The sequence below is a fragment of the Streptomyces smaragdinus genome (assembly GCF_009604385.1).
Taxonomy (GTDB): domain Bacteria; phylum Actinomycetota; class Actinomycetes; order Streptomycetales; family Streptomycetaceae; genus Streptomyces; species Streptomyces smaragdinus.
In genome coordinates this window covers 140,041-161,565 of sequence record NZ_WEGJ01000013.1, presented here as the reverse complement: position 1 = coordinate 161,565, position 21,525 = coordinate 140,041, and the positions used below count along the sequence as shown (strand labels likewise).

Here is a 21,525-nt window from a genome sequence, read left to right as displayed (position 1 = left end):
GCTTGGTGCGGCGCTGGTGGGGGCGGGGCTGGTGAACTATCCGACGGAGTGGTGGCACTGGTCGTACGGCGACCGCTACTTCCCCGTCGGCGGCCCCCCGCCGATGACCGCGCCCCCCGGCGGCCCCGTCCCCTCCCTGTACGCGCGCGAGGCCGCCGCCACCCCCGGCTTCATGCCGCCGCCGGAGCCCGGAGCGCCGGGCGCGGCCGTCCCGCCGGACACGTTCCGCCCGGCGCCCCCCGCGCCCCCGGCCGGCCCGGACGCCGGTGACCAGGGCGGCGGTCGCCGCGGCCCCGACCGCAAGAAGCTCGCCGTCCTGGGCGGCGGCGCCGTCTTCGGGGTGCTGGCCGTCGCGTACGGCATCGGCCTGGTCCTCAACCACGCCGACGTCCCCAACGGCACCACGGTGCTGGGCGTCGACATCGGCGGCAGCTCCCGCGACGAGGCCGTGAGCACCCTGGACGACACCCTCCAGAAGCGGCTCACCGCCCCGCTGAAGATCCGCGTCGGCGACGAGCAGCTGGAGCTCAAGCCCGAGACGGCCGGCCTGGAGATGAACACCGCCGAGACCGTCCGCGCGGCCACCGGCAGCGACTACAACCCGGTCACCGTGATCGGCTCGCTCTTCGGCGGCTCCCGGGTGATCGACCCGGTGATGTCCGACGACAAGGACAAGCTCCGGGCCGCCCTGGAGGGCCTGCCGTCCGCGGGCGGCACCGCCTCCGACGGCATGATCAAGTTCGAGAACGGCAAGGCCGTCAAGGTCCCCGGCAAGGCCTCGCAGGCCGTCGACGTGGACAAGGCGATGACCCTGGTCCAGGACGCCTTCGACGAGCGCGCGGCGGGCGGCCCGAACAAGGTGATCGTGCTGCCGGTCACGAAGCACGAACCGAAGGTCAGCGAGGCGCAGTTCGACGCGGCGCTGAACGGCTACGCCAAGACGGCGATGTCCGGCTGGGTCTGGCTGCAGGCCGGCGGGCGCGAACTGCCCTTCAGCGAGAAGACGATCAGCACCTTCCTGACGATGCGGCCCGCCGAGGACGGCACGCTGCAGCCCGTGATCGACCCGAAGGCGCTGGCCGCGGCGTACGGCACCTTCTTCGACGGCGTGCTGATCGACGGCGGTTCGGGCAAGGTACCGATGACCGGGCAGCATGCCGCGGCGGCCATGTCGCAGGCGCTGAAGAAGCCCGTCGAGGGCTCGGCCAAGCGGATCGCCCAGGTGGAGGGCTCGCTGCCGGGCTGATCCACGGACGTCCATGTCAGCGGGGCCGGCCGGCCTCCGGCACGGACCGCGGCTCCGGTTCCCGGGGCCGCGGCGGTGCGGAGACGGCCGGCTTCGCCGTGTCCGGCCGCAATCGGCGCGCGAGGGCCCGCCACACCCGGTCCGGTACGAACACGGCGTCGCCGATGACCATCGCGGCGGAGAACAGCGGCAGCCCCATGAGCACCGCGATGCCCGCGTGGCTGGCCACCAGGGCGGCCAGGAACGGGTACTTGAGGTGCCTGCTGAAGACCGCGAACGGCAGCCCCAGCTGCGCGAAGACGGTCAGATACGCCAGCGCCAGCAGCAGGAACGGGTGGCTGATCACCCAGCCGGACAGCTCCGGCCACGGGCGGAAGGCGTTCAGCTGGAGCGCGTAGTGCAGCGCGGTGCCGTGCTGCCAGGCCGGGCCCTGCACCTTGAACATCCCCGCGCAGCCGTACGCGATCATCACCTGGCCGGCGACGACCAGCAGCGCGGTGTTGTGCAGCAGGGTGACCAGCCGGGTCCGCAGCCCGTCCGCCGGCTCCCGTGCGGCGACCCGCCGGGCGTCCAGGGACCAGACGCGCCCGCAGGCGGTGAACGCCAGATAGATCGCCAGCAGCCGGACCACGTGGTCGCCGGAGTCGTTGACGAACGTGTTGCGGAACTGGACCGCGCACAGCAGCACCACGAAGACGACCGACGTCGCCCGGGTGCGCCAGCCGAGGGTGAACGCGGCGCTCGCGGCGACGGCCCCGCCGTAGATCAGCCAGAAGGCCACGGCGCTGTCGGTGGCGGAGACGGTGTAGAAGGGCGTCCAGTCGTTGAGTTCGTTGAGCCGGTGCGCCATGTCCGGCGTCCAGTACGCGTCCGGCCCCCACATGCGCGGTGCGGCGGTGATGTCCCGCAGCAGGTAGGCCAGCGCGAGCAGGCCGGTGCCGATGCGCAGTACGGCGGCGCTGTAGAGGGAGTACGGGCGGTTCGTGGCGCGGTCGAGGGCGGCGGTCAGCCGGTCGGTGGTCATCGGACGGGCACCTTCCACCAGGGCAGCAGCAGCGCGGAGGCGGGGCGGGCGGGGCCCCGGCCCGCGGGCGGGGCGATCGGGAGGGTGGTGACGCGCAGTTGGAGGGCGTCGTACCCGGCGGGGCGGCCCAGTTCGGCGAGCCGGGCGACGGCGATGGTGCGCAGGTAGACGCGGAAGAGCTCGGCCCGTTCGGTGCGGGCGGGGGCGTTCAGGTCGCCCCGGTTGCGGTAGATCTTCCAGGCCCGGCGCAGCATGTTCTGGTTGACGCGGGCGGGGTACGGGTTGTGGCGCATCGCCTCGTTGTCGAAGGCCGACAGGTCGCTCCAGCCGGAGACACGGCCGGCCGAGCTCGTACGGGCGTCGATGCGGTAGTTCTCCTGGAACGGGTTCGGGGAGAAGAGCGCCCAGTGCTGTTCGAACCAGGGGTAGATGTAGCCGTCGATCTCCGTGCGGTACTCGTCGCTGACGGCGTTGGCGGGGGCGACGGCGAAGAACACGGCCGTCAGATGGAGGACGGCGGCGAGCGCCGCGCCGACGGCCGCGCAGGCCAGTGCGTAGCGCCGACCACGGCTGAGGGACTGCATGCGGCCAAGCTGGCACACGGGGCAACGACCCTGTGCGCACGGGAGCGTGCGCCCGCGCAGAACCATCCGTACGAGGGACAGGACGGGCCCCGCGGCCGGTGTGCCGCGGGGCCCGTCGTGGCGCCCCGTCAGTCGCCGCTGATGTCCGCGTTCCGGCGGATGCGTCGGGTGACCAGGACTCCGCCGCCGATCAGGGCGGCGAGGCTGGCCAGGGCGGCGGCGATGGCCGCGGGACCGGTGTCACCGGCACCGGTGTCGGGCATGTGACCGGGCTTGCCGGTGTGCTGCTCGGTCGTCATGTCGGTCGTGTGTTCCGTGGTGTGACCGGTCGTGTGTTCCGTGGTCTGGTCCGTCGTGTGCTCGGTGGTCTGGTCCGTCGTGTGTTCCGTCGTCGGCGAGGTCGTCGTCTCGATCGTCTGGCGGATCGTCGTGGCCTCCGTGACCGGGTTGGTCGAGGTCTCCGTGGTGCAGTCGGTGCTCGACATGGTCGACGACAGCACCGACGCCGCGGTGGTCGCCGTCGTCGACATCTCCGTACCGCACTCGGACGTCGACTCCGTCGTGGACAGCGTCGACGACTCCGTCGTCACCTGGGTGCTCGACTGGGTGGCGGACTGCGTGGTGCAGCCGGTGCTCGACATGGTCGACGACAGCACCGACGCCGCGGTGGTCGCCGTCGTCGACATCTCCGTACCGCACTCGATCGTCGACTCCGTCGTGGACAGCGTCGACGACTCCGTCGTCACGTCGGTGGCCGACTGGGTGGTGTCCTCGGTCGTACGGACCGTGGTGGCCTCGGTGACCGGGTTGGTCGTCGTCTCCGTCGTCATCTCCGTCGTGCCCTCGACCTCGCACTCGGCACCGGGGCCGTCGTCCGACTCCGAGGACACCGTGCCGGCGTCGGCGCCCGGGCCGTCGTCCGACTCGGCGTTGCCCGTGGGGCATCCCGTACCGGCGTCGGCGCCGGGGCCGTCGTCCGACTCGGAGAAGTCGGAGTCCCAGCTCACGCCGTCGTCGGACTCGGACTCGTCGGGGGCGTCGGGGAGGTCCTCGGGGTCCGGGTCCGGCTGGGCGGCGCCGACCCGCGGTACGGGCAGGAGCTCGGCCCGCGGCGGGCGCAGGGGGAACTCCTCGTAACGGGACTCGAGCAGTACGCCGGCGGGCAGCGCGGCGCTCGGGGCCCCGGCGGCGTAGGTCTCGGGCATGGCCTCCGGGGCGGCCTCGCGGACGGCTCCCGGAGCCCGGGGGGTGAGGGCCTCGCGGGCGGTGGACCCGGGTGCGGCGGCCGGGGTGTCGGGTGCCTGGGCAGCCGCCGGACGCTCGGGGGCGGCCTCAACGGGAGCCTGTGCGGGCCGCTCCGCGGGAGCCTGGGCCGGCGCCTGCTCCTGCGCGTCCGGCGTCTGGGGGGCGGCCTCGGGGGCCTGGGCCGCCACGGACGGGACCTCGGCCGCTGAGGCGTCGGCGGCGTCGGCGGCGGGCCGCTCGGGGACGGCGGCCCCGGCCTGCTCGCCGACGACCCCGGGCCGTGCCTCCTGCGCCTCCGGCAGCAGCGGCGGCCTCGGCTCGATGCGCGGCGCCTCGGGCTCGGCGGCGGGCGCCGGCGCGGCCTCGGCGGGGGCGGGTGCGGACGGGAGCCCCTCGACCCGGGGGGTCTCGACGCGCGGGGTCTCGATCACCGGGCGCTCCGGCACCGCGACCTCGGTGTCGGAATCGCTCCGGGAGCCGCTTCCGGCACCCTCACCGGGCAGACGGCCGTCGGACCCGTCGTCGTCCGCCTGGTCCTGTGCCTTGGTCATCGTGACGATCGCCGCGGCGGGGGCCGCGGTCGGTGTGTGGGCGGCGGCGATGCTGCCCACGACCGGCGTGGCGCCCAGCGCGGCCACGGCCAGTGCGCCGCACACACTGCGTGCGTGACGTCGTGAAATGCGCTTCATTCGCTGTTGACTTCCCTCTGTTCCACGGCGCACGGGGGCGCACGGACGGACGGGCTACGTGTTCATGACGTCAACAGCTACCACTCATACGACATAAAATACGCATAACACACCATGCGCTGGTTACGACATTCCCCCACGCGGCCTACGGCGCGGAGTGACCCGCCGCCGCCATGTCCTCCGCGAAGAAGCACGCCGACGGATGCTCCACCGGCCCGCCCGCCCCGACGAGGTGCTCCGGTACGGCCAGTTGGGGCACCTCCGCCGCACACCGCGCCTGCGCCTTCCAGCACCGGGTGCGGAAGCGGCACCCCGACGGCGGGTCCGCGGGCGAGGGCACGTCGCCGGAGAGGATGATCCGCGCCCGCCCCTCCCGCGCCTCGGGGTCGGGCACGGGGACGGCGGAGAGCAGCGCCTGGGTGTACGGATGGGTCGGGTGGTCGTAGATCTCGGTGTCCGTGCCGAGTTCGGCGAGCCGGCCGAGGTACATCACGGCGACACGGTCGGAGATATGGCGTACGACGGAGAGGTCGTGCGCGATGAAGGCGTACGACAGCCCGAACTCGTCCTGCAGCCGCTCCAGCAGGTTCACCACCTGCGCCTGCACGGACACGTCGAGCGCCGACACGGGCTCGTCGGCCACGATGATCTCGGGCCGCAGCGCCAGCCCCCGCGCGATGCCGATGCGCTGGCGCTGGCCGCCGGAGAACTGGTGCGGATAGCGGTTGATGTACTCCGGGTTGAGCCCCACGACGTCGAGCAGTTCCTGCACCTTCGCCCGCCGCGACCCTTTCGGCGCGACCTCGGGGTGGATGTCGTACGGCTCCCCGATGATGTCGCCGACGGTCATCCGCGGGTTGAGCGAGGTGTACGGGTCCTGGAACACCATCTGGATGTTCCGCCGTACGGCCCGCAGCGCGCGCCCTGACAGCTTCGAGATGTCGTCGCCCTTGTACAGGATCTGCCCGGAGGTGGGCTGTTCCAGGTTGACGAGCATCTTCGCGACGGTGGACTTCCCGCAGCCCGACTCCCCCACGATGCCGAGCGTCTCGCCTCTGTTCAGGTCGAACGACACCCCGTCGACGGCCTGGACGGCGCCGACGTGCTTGCGGAAGATGATCCCCTGGGTCAGCGGATAGTGCTTGACGAGGTCGCGTACCTGGAGGATGGCCTCAGACGGGTCGGTCATGGAGCTGTTCCTTCCAGAAGTGGCACGCGCTCCCCCGGGGCGGCTCGAGGGGCCTGCCCGCGTCGTCCGTCACGTCGTACACGGGCGGCCGGTCCGTGCGGCACACGCTCCGGGCGCGCGGGCAGCGCGGGTTGAAGGCGCAGCCGGGCGGGATAGCGAGGAGGTTGGGCGGCAGGCCCTTGATCGCGTAGAGCTCCTGGCCCTTGAGGTCCAGCCGCGGGATCGAGTCGAGCAGTCCGCGGGTGTACGGGTGGGCCGGCGCCCGGTAGATGTCGTGCACGGACGCCGCCTCGACGATGCGGCCCGCGTACATCACGGCGATCTTGTCGGCCACGTCCGCGACCACCCCGAGGTCGTGGGTGATGAGGATCAGCCCCATGTTCGTCTCGCGCTGCAGCTCGGCCAAGAGGTCCATCACCTGCGCCTGGACCGTGACGTCGAGCGCGGTCGTGGGCTCGTCCGCGATGATCAGGTCGGGGTCGAGCGCGAGCGCCATGGCGATCATGATGCGCTGGCGCATTCCGCCGGAGAACTGGTGCGGGTAGTCGTCGACCCGGGCCTTCGCCGCCGGGATGCGCACCCGCTCCATCAGCTCGACGGCCTTGGCCCTGGCGTCCTTCTTCGACGCGCCCCGGTGCACCCGGAACATCTCGCCCAGCTGATAGCCCACGCTCAGCACCGGGTTGAGCGAGGACAGCGCGTCCTGGAAGATCATCGCCATCTTGTCGCCGCGCGTCTTCCGCCGCTCCTCCGCGCCCATCTTCAGCAGGTCCTTGCCCTGGAAGACGATCTCCCCGCCGGTGACGAACCCGGGCGGCGAGTCGAGGATGCCCATCACGGCCTGGGCGGTCACGGACTTTCCCGAGCCGGACTCGCCGAGCACGGCGAGGGTCTCGCCCGCGTCGACGGAGTACGTGACCCCGTTGACGGCCTTCGCGATCCCGTCGCGGGTGCGGAACTCGACCTGGAGGTCGCGGACTTCCAGCAGTGCAGCCATCTCCGTCACCGCAGCTTCGGGTCGAGGGCGTCGCGGACCGCGTCGCCGAGCATGATGAACGCGAGCACCGTGACGCTCAGCCAGGCGGCCGGCCACAGCAGCATGTGCGGGGCGTTGCGGTACTGCGGCGCCGCCGTGGAGATGTCCTGGCCCCAGGAGATCGTGGGCGGCTTCAGGCCCACGCCCAGATACGACAGGGTCGCCTCCAGGGCGATGTACGTACCGAGGGCGATGGTCGCGACGACGATGATCGGCGCGACGGCGTTGGGCAGGACGTGCCGCAGCATGATCCGCGAGTTGGAGGCGCCGAGCGAACGGGCCGCCTGGACGTAGTCGTTCTGCTTGGCGGTGATCACCGAGCCACGGGCGATCCGCGCGATCTGCGGCCAGCCCAGCAGCACGATGAAGCCGATCACCGGCCAGATGGACCCGCTGGGGACGACCGACAGGAACACCAGCCCGCCGAGCAGGATCGGGATACCGAAGAAGATCTCCGTGATCCGCGACAGCACCCCGTCCCACCAGCCGCCGAAGTACCCGGCCAGCCCGCCCAGCACGGTCCCGAGCAGCGCGGCGCCGAGGGTGGCGAAGACCCCGACGGAGACGGAGGCCCGGGCCCCGTAGACGGTGCGGTTGTAGACGTCGCAGCCCTGGAGGTCGAACCCGAAGGGATGGCTGCCGGACGCCCCCTCCCGGGAGTGCGCCAGGTCGCAGTCGTACGGGCTGCCGCCGGCGACCACGCTCGGCCACAGGGAGACGAAGACCAGGAAGACGATGAGCAGCGCGGACACCAGGAAGATCGGGTTGCGCCGCAGATCGCGCCAGGCGTGCCCCCACAGGCTGCGCGCCTCGGTGGCGGAGGTGGCCGTGCCCGGGTCGCCGGGGTGGGTGTAGTCGGCGTTCTCCAGGGATTCCGCCTCCTCGGTGGCGACGTCGATGCCGACCTCGGTGGAGTTGGGCAGCTCGGGGCCGCCCGTGCCCGCGTTGGCCAGGGGGTCGACGTCGTCCGGACGCTCGGAGTGGGGGTCACGCAAGGCGGATCCTCGGGTCCAGGACCGCGTAGAGCAGGTCGACGAGCAGGTTGGCCAGCAGGAAGATGATCACGAGGATGGTCACGAAGCCGACGACGGTGGGGGCGTTCTGGCGCAGGATGCCCTGGTAGAGCTGGTAGCCGACGCCCTGGATGTTGAAGATCCGCTCGGTGACGATGGCGCCGCCCATCAGATTGCCGATGTCGATGCCGAGGAAGGTGACGACGGGGATCAGGCTGTTGCGCAGCAGATGGCGCACGGTGATCCGGCGCCCGGGCAGGCCCTTGGCGACGGCGGTGCGGATGTAGTCGGCGCGGGCGTTCTCGCTCACCGAGGTGCGGGTGAGGCGGGTGGTGTACGCGAGGGAGACCAGGGCGAGAACGATCGCGGGGAGGATCAGCTCGTCCAGCGGCGCGGCGGCGGAGACGGAGACGGGGGCGATGTTCCAGTTGACGCCGAAGAGGTACTGGAGCAGATAGCCCATGACGAACGTCGGGATGGAGATCACCACGAGGGTGGCCAGCAGCACGGAGGTGTCCAGCGCCCTTCCGCGGCGCAGTCCGGACAGCACGCCGAGGGTGATGCCGACGATCGCCTGGAAGAACACCGCGAGCAGGGCGAGCCGGATGGTGATGGGCCAGGCGCGGGCCATCAGGTCGACGACCGGTTCGCCGTTGAAGGCCGTGCCGAAGTCGCCGGTGAAGATCTTGCCCATGTAGATGAGGTATTGCTGCCACAGGGGCTTGTCGAGGTTGTACTCGTGCCGGATCGCGGCGGCGGTCGCCGGGTCGGGCCGCCGGTCGCCGAAGAACGCGGTGACGGGGTCGCCGAGGGCGTACACCATGAGGAAGATCAGGAACGTGGACCCGATGAAGACGGGGATCATCTGCAGGAGACGGCGGATTACGTAGCGACCCATGCGGGTGGACCTCCCTACCGCGTGACCGTGATCGCCTGATAGACGGGGACGCTGAACGGGTCGAGGGCGACGTCACGGACGCGTTCGGAGAAGCCCGCGGAGCCGTTCTGGTACCAGAGCGGGATCGCCGGGACGTCGCGGGCGAGGATCCGCTCGGCGTCCTTGAAGCCGGCGACCGCCGCCGCGGCGGACGGTGCCGCGTTGGCCTGGTCGATGAGCCGGTCGAACTCGGGGTTGCTGTGGCCGCCGTCGTTGGACGAGGCGTCCGTGTAGTACAGCTTCGACAGGAAGTTCTCGATGTTCGGGTAGTCCATCTGCCATCCCGCCCGGAACGGCCCGGTCATCTTCCGGTCGGTGACCTGTGTCCGGTAGTCGGCGAACGTCCCCACCGGGTTGACGACGCAGCTGTGCTCCCTGCCGAGCGCCTTGTCGACGCTGTGGCACACGGCGTCCATCCAGTCCCGGTGCGACCCGGTGTCGACGTTCGAGGTGAGGACGAGCTTCCCGCCGGGGAGCCCGCCGCCTTCCTCGATCAGCCGCCGCGCCTTCTTCGGGTCGTACGAACAGACCTCACCGCACACGGAGGCGTCGTAGCCGCCCTTGGCGCCCAGCACGGGCGAGGTCCAGTCCTTGGCGGGGATCCGCGTCCCGTTGAAGATCCGCTTCGTGATCGCGTCCCGGTCGATGGCCATGGAGATCCCCCGCCGCACCTTGGCGGCGCGGGCGCCGCGCCAGGCCCTGTCGTAGAACGGGAAGGACACCGTCTGGATGATCCCGGCCGGCCGGACCACGAACCGGTCCCCGAGGTCGGCGGCGGCGTTGGGCAGCTGGGCGGCCGGGATGTCGTCGGCGACGTCCAGATTCCCGGCGAGGAGATCGGCGTACGCGGTGTTGGGGTCGGTGTAGACGACCAGCTCCACACCGCCGTTACGGGCCTTGTCGGGCCCCCGGTACGCGGGGTCGGCGACCAGCTTCATCGCCTTGCCCCGCCGATACGACTCCACCTTGTACGGACCGTTCCCGACCGGCCGCCGCAGCCACGCGGCGTGGTCCTCGAAGAACAGCCGCGGCAGCGGGGCGAACGCCTGGTAGCCGAGGCCCTCCGCCCAGGTGGCGTACCGCTGGGTGAGCCGGACCTCGAAGGTGCGCGGGCCGGTGACCTTCAGCCCCGACATGGTCTTCGCCCTCGGGCGGGCGGTCTCGTCGGCGGGGTGGACGTCGGCGTAGCCCTCGACGTACTGGAAGAAGGGGGCGTTGACCTGCTTGTTCGTGATGTTCGCGGTGTAGTTCCAGGCGTCGGTGAAGGACCGCGCGGTGACCGGCGTGCCGTCGCTGAAGCGCAGGCCCTCGCGCAGCCTGATTCGCCAGACCCGGCTGTCCTCGGTCTCGATCGACTCGGCGAGGTCGTTGACGGACTCCGCGGTCTTCGGGTCGTAGCGGGTCAGCCCGCGGGTGATGAGGCCGAGGACCTTGCCGCCCTGCACCTCGTTGGTGTTCCCGGGCTCGATCGGCCGCTGCGGATCGCTCCACGAGGCTCGTACGACACCGTTCGGATCGGTGCCCCCGCGGGACTCCCCGCCGGCCACCCCGCAGCCGGCCAGCAGCGAACCGGCTCCCACGACACACACGACGCGCGTGACTCCCCGCATCGGGCTCCTCCACAGGTCGGTGACCGCATTCAGAGCCCCATATGACAGGAAATATGATCAACGCGCATCCGTACGGGCCCGCGGTGCGCCCACTCGTGGCGGCACAAACGCCCGGATGCAGGAGGAAGACCCCCGGACATGCCGAAGCCCCGGCTCCCGCAGAGGGGGGAGCCGGGGCGGGCCGCGGAGGCGGGCACGAAGGGACGACGGCGACAGCCTCAGGCTGCCGTGTGCACGACGTCCTTCTCCTCCGCGAAGTGGCAGGCCGACAGGTGCGCCGCGCCCTCGCCGGTGCCGGCGAAGCGCTTGGGGACGGCGAGCACCGGGGTCTCGGTGGCGCACCGCTCCACCGCCTTCCAGCACCGGGTCCGGAAGCGGCAGCCCGACGGCGGGTCGGCCGGGGACGGCACGTCGCCCTGGAGCAGGATCCGCTCGCGCCCCTCGCGTGCCTCGGGGTCGGGCACGGGAACGGCGGAGAGCAGCGCCTGGGTGTACGGGTGGGTCGGGTGGTCGTAGATCTCGGTGTCGGTGCCGAGCTCCGCCATCCGGCCGAGGTACATGACGCCGACGCGGTCGGAGATGTGCCGGACCACGGACAGGTCGTGCGCGATGAAGACGTACGACAGGCCGAACTCGCCCTGCAGCCGCTCCATCAGATTGACGACCTGCGCCTGGACGGACACGTCCAGCGCGGAGACCGGCTCGTCGCAGATGATGATCTCGGGCCGCAGCGCCAGCCCGCGCGCGATGCCGATGCGCTGGCGCTGGCCGCCGGAGAACTGGTGCGGGTAGCGGTTGATGTACTCCGGGTTGAGCCCCACGACGTCCAGGAGCTCCTGGACCTTCGCCCGCCGCGAGCCCTTCGGCGCCACCTCGGGATGGATGTCGAACGGCTCCCCGATGATGTCGCCGACCGTCATCCGCGGGTTGAGCGACGTGTACGGGTCCTGGAACACCATCTGGATGTTCCGCCGCACCGCCTTCAGCGCCCGCCCGGACAGCTTCGAGATGTCCTCGCCCTTGTACAGGATCTGGCCCGACGTCGGCGTCTCCAGCCGCATCAGCAGCTTGGCGACGGTCGACTTGCCGCAGCCGGACTCCCCGACGATGCCCAGGGTCTCGCCCGGGTACAGGTCGAAGGACACCCCGTCCACCGCCCGGACCGCGCCGACCTGCTTCTGGAACAGGATCCCCTGGGTGAGCGGGAAGTGCTTGACCAGATCGCGGACCTGCAGAATCGGCTCAGGCATCGAGCTGCTCCTTCCAGTGGTGGCACGCGCTGCGCCGCCCGGCCCCGGCGTCCGCGAGCACGGGTACGTCCGTACGGCAGAGGTCGGTGGCCATCGGGCAGCGCGGGTTGAAGGCGCAGCCGGCGGGGATGTGCAGCAGGTTGGGCGGCAGGCCCTTGATCGCGTAGAGCTCCTGGCCCTTCTGGTCCAGCCGCGGGATCGAGTCGAGCAGTCCGCGGGTGTACGGGTGGGCCGGCCGCTTGTAGATGTCGTGGACGGGGGCCTGCTCGACGATCCGGCCCGCGTACATCACGGCGATCTTGTCGGCCACGTCCGCGACGACGCCCAGGTCGTGGGTGATGAGGATGAGCCCCATGTGGGACTCGCGCTGGAGCTCGGCCAGGAGGTCCATCACCTGCGCCTGGACCGTGACGTCCAGGGCGGTCGTCGGCTCGTCGGCGATGATCAGGTCCGGCTCGAGGGCCAGCGCCATGGCGATCATGATGCGCTGGCGCATACCGCCGGAGAACTGGTGCGGGTAGTCGTCGACGCGCGCCTTCGCCGCCGGGATGCGGACCCGGTCCATCAGCTCGACGGACTTGGCCTTCGCGTCCTTCTTCGACATGCCCCGGTGCACCCGGAACATCTCGCCGAGCTGGTAGCCGACGGTCAGCACGGGGTTCAGGGACGACAGCGCGTCCTGGAAGATCATCGCGATCTTCGCGCCGCGCAGCTTGCGCCGCTCCTCGGCGGACATGGTGAGCATGTCCTTGCCGCGGTAGAGGATCTCGCCCTGCGGGATCTTCCCGGGCGGCATGTCGAGGATGCCCATGACCGCCTGGGCGGTGACGGACTTGCCGGAGCCGGACTCGCCGAGGACGGCGAGGGTCTCGCCGGAGTCCACGGAGTAGTTCACGCCGTTGACGGCCTTGACCACGCCGTCGCGGGTGTGGAACTCGACGTGCAGGTCGCGGACTTCGAGCAGGGGGGTCTTGTCGGTGTCGGTCATGTCAGCTCCTCACCGCTGCTTGGGGTCGAGGGCGCCGCGGACCGCTTCGCCGAGCATGATGAACGACAGCACGGTCAGGCTCAGGGCCCCGGCCGGCCACAGCAGCATGTGCGGTGCGTTGCGGTACTGGGCGGCGGCGGTGGAGATGTCCTGGCCCCACGAGACGGTCGGCGGCTGCAGGCCGACGCCGAGGAAGGACAGGGTGGCCTCCAGCGAGATGTACGTGCCGAGCGCGATCGTCGACACGACGATCACCGGCGCGACGGCGTTGGGCACGATGTGCCGCAGCATGATCCGCCCGTTGCCGGCGCCCAGCGCCTTGGCGGCCTGGACGAAGTCCTGCTGCTTGACCGTGATCACCGAGCCCCGGGCGACGCGGGCGATGGGCGGCCAGCCGAAGGCGATCATGAAGCCGATCACCGGCCAGACGGTGTTGGCCTTGATCACGGAGAGGATGACCAGACCGCCGAGCACGATCGGGATACCGAAGAAGATGTCGGTGATCCGCGACAGCAGCGAGTCCCACCAGCCGCCGAAGAAGCCGGCCAGCATGCCCAGCAGTCCGCCGAGCAGGAACACGCCGGCGGTGACGAACACGCCGACCTCCACGGAGGCCTTGGCCCCGTACAGCGTCCGGGCGTACACATCGCAGCCCTGGACGTCGAAGCCGAAGGGGTGGCCGGGCGCGGAGCCCTGCCGGGAGTGCGCCAGGTCGCAGTCGTACGGGCTCATCGAGGTGAACAGGCCCGGCCAGAACGCGACGGTGAGGAGCAGCAGGATCAGCAGGCCGGATATGAGGAACACCGGGCTGCGCAGCAGGGTGGCCACGGCGTCGCCCCACAGGCTGCGGGCCTTCTCCGGGGCGGCGGCGGCCGGGGCGGCGGCGGTGTTCTCCGGGTTCTTCTGCAGCACGTCAGGCATAGCGGATCCTCGGGTCGAGCACGGCGTAGAGCAGGTCCACGAGCAGGTTGGCCAGCAGGAAGACGAGCACCAGCACGGTGACGAAGCCGACCACGGTCTGCACGTTCTGGCGCAGTACGCCGTTGTAGAGCTGGAAGCCCACGCCGTGGATGTTGAAGATCCGCTCGGTGATGATCGCGCCCGCCATCAGCGAGCCGATGTCGGCGCCGACGAAGGTGACCACGGGTATCAGCGAGTTGCGCATCAGATGCACGCCCACCACCCGGCGGCGCGGCAGGCCCTTGGCCACGGCGGTGCGCAGATAGTCCGTCCGCATGTTCTCGGCGACGGAGGTGCGGGTGAGGCGGGTGACGTACGCGAGGGAGACGCCGGCCACGACCAGGCCGGGTATCAGCAGCTCGCCGATGCCGGTCTCGCTGGAGACCGAGACGTTGATGACGCCCCACTTCACACCGAGCAGGTACTGCAGGAGATAGCCCGTCACGAAGGTGGGGACGGAGATGATCAGCAGGGTGAAGGCGAGGGCGCCGTTGTCGGCGAAGCCGCCGGGGCGCAGACCGCTGATCATGCCGAGGGCGACGCCGATGACGGCCTCGAAGACGATCGCGACGAGGGTGAGCTTGAGGGTGACGGGGAAGGCCGTGCCCATCAGCTCGGTGACCGGCTGGCCGTTGAACGCCTTGCCGAAGTCACCCTGGACGATGTCGCCCAGGTAGTTCAGGTACTGCTGCCAGAGCGGGAGGTCGAGCCCGAGGTCGTGGCGTATCGCCGCGGCGGTGGCCGGATCCGGGGTGCGGTCGCCGAACATGGCCGCCACCGGGTCGCCGAGCACGTGCACCATGGCGAATATCAGGAAGGTGGTGCCGAGGAAGACCGGCACCATCTGGAGCAGGCGTCGTATGACGTAGCGCCCCATGGGGGAACTCCTTGCGGACAGGCACGCGGGCAGCCGGGGTGGAGGGGGGTTCGCCCCCTGTACCCCGGCTGCCGGCCGCTTACTGCGTGCGGGCGGTGGCCCTTACTTGACGGTGATGTCGGTGAACACCGGGACGCTGAACGGGTTCAGCTGCACGTTCTCGACACGGTCCGAGTAGCCGGCGGTGCCGTTCTGGTACCAGAGCGGGATGATCGGCATGTCGGCGATGACCTGGCGCTCGGCGTCCTGGAAGAGCGAGATCGCCTTCTTGGTGTCGGGCTCCGCGTTGGCCTGGGCGACCAGCTGGTCGACCTTGGGGTTGGAGTACTTCGCGTCGTTGCTCGAACCGTTGGTGGTGTAGAGCGGCGTGATGAAGTTCTCGATCAGCGGGTAGTCCATCTGCCAGCCGGTGCGGAACAGACCGTCGATCTTCTCGTTGACGACCTGGTTACGGAAGTCACCGAAGGTGCCGACCATGTTGGCCGTGCAGACGTTGTCGCCCATGGTCTTGTTGATGCTGTTGCAGACCGCGTCGATCCAGTCCTTGTGGGAACCGGTGTCGGCGTTGGAGCTGATGGTGAACTTGCCGCCGGGGATGCCGCCGCCCTCGGTGATCAGGGCCTTGGCCTTCGCCGGGTCGTACTTCACGGTGTCGCCGGCCAGGCCCTCCTTGAAGCCGCCGTCGACGCCGATGGCCGGCGAGGTCAGGTCGGAGGCCGGGGTGCGGGAGCCCTGGAAGATCTGCTTGGTGATGGCCTCGCGGTCGATGGCCATCGACAGACCCTGGCGGACCTTCTCCATGCCCGGCTTGTTCCACTCGCCCTTGTAGAGCGGGAACGACACGGTCTGGATGATGCCGGCCGGCTGGTTGATGAAGCGGCCCTGCAGGTCCGACTCGGCGTTGCCCAGCTGGGCGGCCGGGATGTCGTCGACGAGGTCGATGTTGCCGGCCTGGAGGTCGTTGTACGCGGTGTTGTTGTCCGTGTACACCTTGAGCTCGACGCCGTCGTTGGCGGGCTTGGACTCGCCGCCGTAGTTCTCGTTGACCGAGAGCTTCAGGCCGGTGCCCTTGGTGTAGGAGTCGACCTTGTACGGGCCGTTGCCGACCGGCTTGGCCAGGTAGGCGGCGTGGTCGGTGAAGAACATCTCGGGCAGCGGCGCGAACGCCTTGTAGCCCAGGCGCTCCGGCCAGGTGGAGGCCTTCGTCTTGAGGGCGACGGTGAAGGTGCTGTCGTCCACCAGCTTCAGACCGGACATGGTCTTCGCGGACGGCTTCGACGTCTCGTCGGCCGGGTGGACCTCGTCGTAGCCCTTGATGTCGGAGAAGAAGTACGACGAGTTCTGCTTGTTCGTGACGAGGGCGCCGTAGTTCCAGGCGTCGACGTACGACTTGGCGGTGACGGCGGTGCCGTCGGAGAACTTGTAGCCGTCCTTCACCTTGATCGTGAAGTTCTGCTGGTCCTTGGAGTCGATGGACTCGGCCATCGCGTCCTCGGCCGCGCCGGTCTTCGGGTTGTAGACCTTGAGGCCCTCGAAGATCATGTCGAGGACCTTGCCGCCCTGCACCTCGTTGGTGTTGGCCGGCTCGAGCGGGTTCTGCGGGTCGGCCCAGGAGGCCCGGACGACATTGCCGCCGCCCCCACCACCGGAGCCGCTGGAATCGTCACTGCTGCCGCAGGCTGTCGCCGCCGTCGCGACGACGATGGCGGCAGCGACCCACTTGGCGCTCTTGGCACCGCGCATGAGGGGTTCCTCCTCAGGAAGCCACTGTTCTTACGAGAGCGGGGCTGTTCCGCACCGGCGCTGACACCCCTGACAGCGGCCGTCGGGCCGGACCCCTTTGCTCGCGGACGGTTCTACGCCCGTTGACCCGAGCTGAATCGGCCCCATCCTTGTGCACAGAAGTCCCAAAAGTCACGGCAGTGCCTCTGACGGGGACGTCACAATGCCCCAAATCGACTATCCAAACTCGGACAATATGGGTCATACGCCAAGGTCATGAGTAATAAATCACACTCGTGTAGTCCGCTATCCGGACGCGATGGTCCGTTATTCGGGACGCAAACCGCTCTCGAAGCGGTGAAATACGACAGTAACCCCCCGCTTCCCGGGGAAACGCAGCAGGGGCCGGTCCGGGAGATCCCGGTCCGGCCCCTGCGGGCGGCGGTCGCGCGGCGTCAGCCGTGCTTGGCGCGCGAGGCCGCGCGGGCGCGCTCGCGGGCGTCCAGGTTGACCTTGCGGATACGGACCGCCTCCGGCGTCACCTCGACGCACTCGTCGTCGCGGCAGAACTCCAGGGACTGCTCCAGGGAGAGCTTGCGCGGCGGCACGATCGCCTCGAAGGTGTCGGCCGAGGCGGAGCGCATGTTGGTGAGCTTCTTCTCCTTGGTGATGTTCACGTCCATGTCGTCGGCGCGCGAGTTCTCACCGACGATCATGCCCTCGTACACCTCGGTGCCCGGCTCGGTGAAGAGCACGCCGCGCTCCTGCAGGTTCGTCATGGCGAACGCGGTGACCGCGCCGGCCCGGTCCGCGACCAGCGAGCCGTTGTTACGGGTCTGCAGGGGGCCGAACCAGGGCTCGTGGCCCTCGTGGATCGAGTGGGCGATGCCCGTGCCGCGGGTGTTGGTGAGGAACTCCGTACGGAAGCCGATCAGGCCGCGGGACGGGACGACGAACTCCATCCGGACCCAGCCCGAGCCGTGGTTGGACATGTTGTCCATCCGGCCCTTGCGGGTGCCCATGAGCTGCGTGACCGCGCCCATGTGCTCCTCGGGCACGTCGACGGTCATCCGCTCGACGGGCTCGTGGACCTTGCCGTCGACCTCCTTGGTGACGACCTGGGGCTTGCCGACGGTCAGCTCGTAGCCCTCCCGGCGCATCTGCTCCACCAGGATGGCGAGGGCCAGCTCGCCGCGGCCCTGCACCTCCCAGGCGTCGGGGCGCTCGGTGTCCAGCACCCGCAGCGACACGTTGCCGACGAGCTCGCGGTCGAGGCGGTCCTTGACCTGGCGCGCGGTGACCTTGCGGTCCTTGACGGCCGCCTTGTTCCCGGCGCCCTTGCCGGTGCCGCCGCGGCCGACCAGCGGGGAGGTGTTCGTACCGATGGTCATGGAGATCGCCGGCTCGTCGACCGTGATCAGCGGCAGCGCGACCGGGTTCTCCGGGTCCGCCAGGGTCTCGCCGATCATGATGTCGGGGATACCGGCGACGGCGCAGATGTCACCGGGGCCGGCCTTCTCGGCGGGCTTGCGGGTGAGCGCCTCGGTCATCATCAGCTCGCTGATGCGCACGTTCTGCACCGAGCCGTCGCGCTTGATCCACGCGACGGTCTGGCCCTTGCGCAGCTCGCCCTGCTCCACGCGGAGCAGCGCGATACGGCCGAGGAAGTTGTCGGCGTCGAGGTTGGTGACGTGCGCCTGGAGCGGGCCGTCCTCCTCGTACGACGGGGCCGGGACCGTGTCCAGGATGGTGGAGAAGAACGGCTCCAGGTTCTGCGAGTCCTGCGGGACCGTGCCGTCGGCCGGCTTGGTCAGCGAGGCGACGCCGTCGCGGGCGCAGGCGTAGACGATGGGGAACTCGATCTGCTCCTCGTCCGCGTCCAGGTCGAGGAAGAGGTCGTACGTCTCGTTGACGACCTCGTCGATGCGGCTGTCGGGGCGGTCCGTCTTGTTGATGCACAGGATGACGGGCATCCGGGCCTGCAGGGCCTTGCGCAGCACGAAGCGGGTCTGCGGCAGCGGGCCCTCGGAGGCGTCCACCAGCAGCACGACCGCGTCGACCATCGACAGGCCGCGCTCGACCTCACCGCCGAAGTCGGCGTGGCCGGGGGTGTCGATGATGTTGATGGTGATCGGGTCGCCACCCTCCTTGGGGTGGTACTTGACCGCGGTGTTCTTGGCGAGAATGGTGATGCCCTTCTCGCGCTCGAGGTCGTTGGAGTCCATCACCCGGTCGTCGACCGACTCCAGCTGGTGGGCGGCGAACGCGCCCGCCTGCTTGAGCATCGCGTCGACCAGGGTCGTCTTGCCGTGGTCGACATGGGCGACGATGGCGACATTGCGGATATCGTGGCGCTGAGTGACAGCCATACGTGCGGCGCTTCTCCCGGAATCGTGAAGTCGGCGGGCACCCGCTGGGGACAGCGTCTGCACCTCACCGTTGCCGGGCAGGACAAGCCGCGGCCTCACCCCATTTTACGGGCCCCGGAGGATACCGCCCGCCCAGGGCCGAACGGCCGTGTGCGACGCCACACGGCCGGACCCGGGGGTCCGGCCGCGCGCTGTGACGGATGATGCCAGATGCGTTACCGCCGGTAGCCGATGTCCTGGTAGCGGGGGGTCGCGAAGCCGAAGGCGCCGGCGTTGCGCAGGTCCTTCTTCACCGCGACCAGCTCTGGGCGCTGGTAGAGCGGTACGGAGCCGGCCGCCGCCCAGATCCGGGCGTCCGCGCGGGACAGCAGGTCCCGGGCGACCCGGTCGTCCAGCTCCCCGGCGGCCTTGTCCATCAGGCGGTCGATCTCGTCCGTACCGACGCGGGTGTAGTTCTGCGCGACCATCAGCGAGCCGTCGGCCGAGGGGACGGGCTTGGCGTAGATGGGGCGGGCGTCGGTCGCCGGGTAGGCGGTGCCGGGCCAGGAGTACAGGGCCAGGTCGTAGTCGCCGGAGGCGATGAAGTCACGGAAGTAGCCGGCGCTGCCGGTCTGCACGACCTCGGTGCGCACGCCCACGTTGTCCAGCATCCGCACGATCCGCGCGGCGACCTGGCGCAGCTGCCCGGACGCGGCGTCCTCGGGCACCACGAACCGCAGCGTCAGCGGCTTGCCGTCCTTGACGAACGGCCGCTGCACGGGGTTCGCCGCGGCCTGCAGCAGCGGGGAGCTCTCGCGCATCAGCCGGTCGATCCGGCCCCGCGCCTTCTTGCGGGCCCGGGTGTACTCCTCGCTGTCCTCGCCGTACTCGTACGCGAGCTTCGCCAGCTTCGCCTGCTCGGCGAGCGTCCCGTGCTGTACGCCGAGGCCGGGGCTCACGGAGATCGGGGGGCCCGTGGTCAGCGGGGTGCGGACGAAGGGGGCCTTGGCGTCGTCGGCCCGCCGGTCCGCCTCGTCCTTTGCCCCCGGGCCGCCGACCGGGCCCTGCTTCCAGCCCGAGTCGGCGATCAGCGCCTGCGCCGCCTCGATGTCCTGGCGGCCGAGGGCCGCGCTGTGGTCGCTGTAGCCCTCCTGGGCGCCCATCAGCAGATGGCTGCCCAGGGGCGCCTCCGGCAGCCCGAGGGGGGCCAGCACGCTGCGGGCGATGACGGCGCGGTCGATGGCGCGGGCCACCCCGCGGCGGACCTGCTCGTCGGCCAGGGGGCCGTCGCTGCCGTTGAGCGCGAGCTGGGTGTACGCGGGCTCCAGGGCCCGGTGGATGGTGTAGGCGCGGGCGAGGCGGGCGGCGGGGGACTCGGCGTCGTCGCCGGGCTTGGCGTCGGCCCGCCTGCCGCCGCCGGGCTTCGCGGCCCCGGGCTCGGTGTCGGCTGGTTTGTCGTCGCCGGCCGCCGCCTCGCGCTCGGCGGCCCGCATGTGGCCCACGCCGACCTGGACCTCGTCGACCCGCTGGTTCGGCGCCCCGGCCCGGCCCTGGCCGGACTGGGGGTGGTCGTCGTTGTTCTTGCCGTCGGCGGCGCCGCGCTCCGCGTTCTTGGCCGCCGCCGCGCGCTTCTGCTCCTTCAGCGCGTGCCTGACCTCCAGGGCGAGGTCCCGGTCCACCTCGGCGATGTCGACCTTCCCGGCGCGCAGCGCCGCCGCACGCTCCTCGCGCGGCACGGCGGTGAAGACGATGCTGTCCAGCAGCGCCGGCCGGCCCCACCAGGCGGCGTTGCGCACCAGGGTCACCGGCCCGGCTGGCGCCTGCGGCCGGGCGGCCTGCCCGTCCCCGTCCTTCTTGCGCGTCTTGCCGTCGCCCGTGTCCGGCACCATCGTGAACGGCCCGGCGACCACGTCGAGCCGGGTGCGCGAGCCGGTGTTGAACGCCTCGGGGCTGCCCGTCACGCTCTGCGGGTACAGCGGCGTGAACAGCGCCTCCCAGTCGGCGTAGTGCTGCTTGAAGACGACCCGCACCTCGCCGGGCTCCTTGCCCGCGGAGACCGACTCGATCTTGTCGTACCCGGCGTTGCGGGCCGTCCAGTACGCGGCGTCCTTCCCGTTCAGCGCCTGCCACTGGGCCCGGAAGTCCTCCACGGCGATCGGCTGGCCGTCGCTCCACTTCGCCTTCGGGTTGAGCCGGTAGACCACCACCTGCTTCGGCGTGCGCTCGGTGATCTCCGCGCCCCGCAGATAGTCGGGATTCGCCCGGGGCCGGCCCCGCTCGTCGAGGACGAAGAGCGCCGGCAGTACGGCGCCGGCGATCCGTTCGGTGGCCTCCGAGGAGTCCGACTGGAAGACGTTGTACGTCTGCGGCGCGGCGTCGACCGCCCAGCGGGCCGTCCCGCCGGACCGCAGCTCCTGCCGCGCGGCGACCGCGATGTCCTGGGCCGCGGCTGGCGCGGCGCCGTCGCCGGTGCTGCAGCCGCCGAGGGGCAGCAGCATGCCCGCCGCGAGCAGGGCCGCCGAGCGGCGTACGGTCCGGTGCGCCGTTCGGTGCGCGGGGCGGCGGGGCGTCCGGAGCGGGTGGGCGGCCGGGGACCGGTGGGGACGGGACATGACCTTTACCTCCGCGATGCCCTCGTTCGGGCTCTTTTCCTGCTCATCACATCGGTCTGTGTCCCACCACTGAACGTGCGCGCGACCCCGGCACCCCGGCGACACGCGCACCACCGCCGTGATTCAACCCGTCCGGCGCAGTCGTGCCCCTATATGCCCGTACGTTTTACGACCCGCCGCCGCCCTGACACCCCG

15 protein-coding genes and 1 pseudogene are annotated in these 21,525 nt (G+C 70.6%); 1 reads left to right on the top strand and 15 read right to left on the bottom strand.

Going from position 1 to position 21,525, the window contains the following annotated elements; all coding sequences use genetic code 11:
* A pseudogene (locus SRB5_RS37840) lies at nt 1-115 on the top strand (M15 family metallopeptidase); the annotation flags it as partial.
* 1,147 nt (nt 116-1,262) lie between these two features.
* On the opposite strand, the gene SRB5_RS18660 reads toward SRB5_RS37840, so the two are convergent.
* The 15 genes from SRB5_RS18660 to SRB5_RS18590 all read right to left on the bottom strand — a co-directional run bounded on the left by SRB5_RS18660 (nt 1,263) and on the right by SRB5_RS18590 (nt 21,330).
* Entirely contained in the window at nt 1,263-2,270 is a 1,008-nt protein-coding gene (locus SRB5_RS18660) for an HTTM domain-containing protein (protein ID WP_153453410.1), read from the bottom strand.
* The gene (locus SRB5_RS18655; protein WP_153453408.1) at nt 2,267-2,854 is read right to left on the bottom strand and encodes a DUF5819 family protein; all 588 of its coding nucleotides are present in this window, start codon (nt 2,852-2,854) and stop codon (nt 2,267-2,269) included. Before SRB5_RS18655 ends, SRB5_RS18660 begins: the two co-directional genes overlap by 4 nt.
* A 128-nt stretch (nt 2,855-2,982) precedes the next feature.
* Nucleotides 2,983-4,755: a hypothetical protein gene (locus tag SRB5_RS18650; RefSeq protein ID WP_153453406.1), complete on the bottom strand. Its 1,773-nt coding sequence runs from the start codon at nt 4,753-4,755 to the stop codon at nt 2,983-2,985.
* 178 nt (nt 4,756-4,933) lie between these two features.
* On the bottom strand, nt 4,934-5,977 hold the full coding sequence (locus SRB5_RS18645) for an ABC transporter ATP-binding protein (RefSeq protein WP_153453404.1): 1,044 nt from the start codon (nt 5,975-5,977) through the stop codon (nt 4,934-4,936).
* Nucleotides 5,961-6,974: an ABC transporter ATP-binding protein gene (locus SRB5_RS18640; RefSeq protein ID WP_153453402.1), complete on the bottom strand. Its 1,014-nt coding sequence runs from the start codon at nt 6,972-6,974 to the stop codon at nt 5,961-5,963. Before SRB5_RS18640 ends, SRB5_RS18645 begins: the two co-directional genes overlap by 17 nt.
* A gap of 5 nt (nt 6,975-6,979) precedes the next feature.
* On the bottom strand, nt 6,980-7,966 hold the full coding sequence (locus tag SRB5_RS18635) for an ABC transporter permease (protein WP_153453457.1): 987 nt from the start codon (nt 7,964-7,966) through the stop codon (nt 6,980-6,982).
* 34 nt (nt 7,967-8,000) lie between these two features.
* Entirely contained in the window at nt 8,001-8,924 is a 924-nt protein-coding gene (locus tag SRB5_RS18630; RefSeq protein WP_153453401.1) for an ABC transporter permease, read from the bottom strand.
* A gap of 14 nt (nt 8,925-8,938) precedes the next feature.
* Nucleotides 8,939-10,573 carry a peptide ABC transporter substrate-binding protein gene (locus SRB5_RS18625; protein ID WP_153453399.1) on the bottom strand — a complete coding sequence of 545 codons (1,635 nt, stop codon included), beginning with the start codon at nt 10,571-10,573 and terminating at the stop codon, nt 8,939-8,941.
* A 218-nt stretch (nt 10,574-10,791) separates the two neighbouring features.
* The gene (locus SRB5_RS18620; RefSeq protein WP_153453397.1) at nt 10,792-11,823 is read right to left on the bottom strand and encodes an ABC transporter ATP-binding protein; all 1,032 of its coding nucleotides are present in this window, start codon (nt 11,821-11,823) and stop codon (nt 10,792-10,794) included.
* On the bottom strand, nt 11,816-12,811 hold the full coding sequence (locus SRB5_RS18615) for an ABC transporter ATP-binding protein (RefSeq protein ID WP_153453395.1): 996 nt from the start codon (nt 12,809-12,811) through the stop codon (nt 11,816-11,818). Before SRB5_RS18615 ends, SRB5_RS18620 begins: the two co-directional genes overlap by 8 nt.
* A 9-nt stretch (nt 12,812-12,820) precedes the next feature.
* A complete protein-coding gene (locus tag SRB5_RS18610) occupies nt 12,821-13,732 on the bottom strand; it encodes an ABC transporter permease (protein WP_153453394.1) in 912 nt (303 codons plus the stop codon).
* A complete protein-coding gene (locus tag SRB5_RS18605) occupies nt 13,725-14,648 on the bottom strand; it encodes an ABC transporter permease (RefSeq protein ID WP_153453392.1) in 924 nt (307 codons plus the stop codon). Before SRB5_RS18605 ends, SRB5_RS18610 begins: the two co-directional genes overlap by 8 nt.
* Before the next feature lie 102 nt (nt 14,649-14,750).
* Nucleotides 14,751-16,391, bottom strand: coding sequence for a peptide ABC transporter substrate-binding protein (locus tag SRB5_RS18600; protein WP_153453390.1), 1,641 nt, complete (start codon nt 16,389-16,391; stop codon nt 14,751-14,753).
* Between the two features lie 434 nt (nt 16,392-16,825).
* Nucleotides 16,826-18,739 carry a translational GTPase TypA gene (gene typA / locus SRB5_RS18595; RefSeq protein WP_153453388.1) on the bottom strand — a complete coding sequence of 638 codons (1,914 nt, stop codon included), beginning with the start codon at nt 18,737-18,739 and terminating at the stop codon, nt 16,826-16,828.
* Nucleotides 18,740-18,954: 215 nt separating this feature from the next.
* Nucleotides 18,955-21,330 (bottom strand): ABC transporter family substrate-binding protein, encoded by a 2,376-nt coding sequence (locus SRB5_RS18590; RefSeq protein WP_407703938.1) that lies wholly within the window; start codon nt 21,328-21,330, stop codon nt 18,955-18,957.
* Between the last annotated feature and the right edge of the window lie 195 nt (nt 21,331-21,525).

What these genes read in the sequence shown, in the direction of transcription:
- SRB5_RS18660 (WP_153453410.1), bottom strand. Translation starts at nt 2,270, where the DNA reads ATGACCACCGACCGGCTGACCGCCGCCCTCGACCGCGCCACGAACCGC.
- SRB5_RS18620 (WP_153453397.1), bottom strand. Translation starts at nt 11,823, where the DNA reads ATGCCTGAGCCGATTCTGCAGGTCCGCGATCTGGTCAAGCACTTCCCG.
- SRB5_RS18630 (WP_153453401.1), bottom strand. Translation starts at nt 8,924, where the DNA reads ATGGGTCGCTACGTAATCCGCCGTCTCCTGCAGATGATCCCCGTCTTC.
- SRB5_RS18640 (WP_153453402.1), bottom strand. Translation starts at nt 6,974, where the DNA reads ATGGCTGCACTGCTGGAAGTCCGCGACCTCCAGGTCGAGTTCCGCACC.
- SRB5_RS18655 (WP_153453408.1), bottom strand. Translation starts at nt 2,854, where the DNA reads ATGCAGTCCCTCAGCCGTGGTCGGCGCTACGCACTGGCCTGCGCGGCC.
- SRB5_RS18600 (WP_153453390.1), bottom strand. Translation starts at nt 16,391, where the DNA reads ATGCGCGGTGCCAAGAGCGCCAAGTGGGTCGCTGCCGCCATCGTCGTC.
- SRB5_RS18590 (WP_407703938.1), bottom strand. Translation starts at nt 21,330, where the DNA reads ATGTCCCGTCCCCACCGGTCCCCGGCCGCCCACCCGCTCCGGACGCCC.
- SRB5_RS18610 (WP_153453394.1), bottom strand. Translation starts at nt 13,732, where the DNA reads ATGCCTGACGTGCTGCAGAAGAACCCGGAGAACACCGCCGCCGCCCCG.
- SRB5_RS18625 (WP_153453399.1), bottom strand. Translation starts at nt 10,573, where the DNA reads ATGCGGGGAGTCACGCGCGTCGTGTGTGTCGTGGGAGCCGGTTCGCTG.
- typA (WP_153453388.1), bottom strand. Translation starts at nt 18,739, where the DNA reads ATGGCTGTCACTCAGCGCCACGATATCCGCAATGTCGCCATCGTCGCC.
- SRB5_RS18645 (WP_153453404.1), bottom strand. Translation starts at nt 5,977, where the DNA reads ATGACCGACCCGTCTGAGGCCATCCTCCAGGTACGCGACCTCGTCAAG.
- SRB5_RS18605 (WP_153453392.1), bottom strand. Translation starts at nt 14,648, where the DNA reads ATGGGGCGCTACGTCATACGACGCCTGCTCCAGATGGTGCCGGTCTTC.
- SRB5_RS18615 (WP_153453395.1), bottom strand. Translation starts at nt 12,811, where the DNA reads ATGACCGACACCGACAAGACCCCCCTGCTCGAAGTCCGCGACCTGCAC.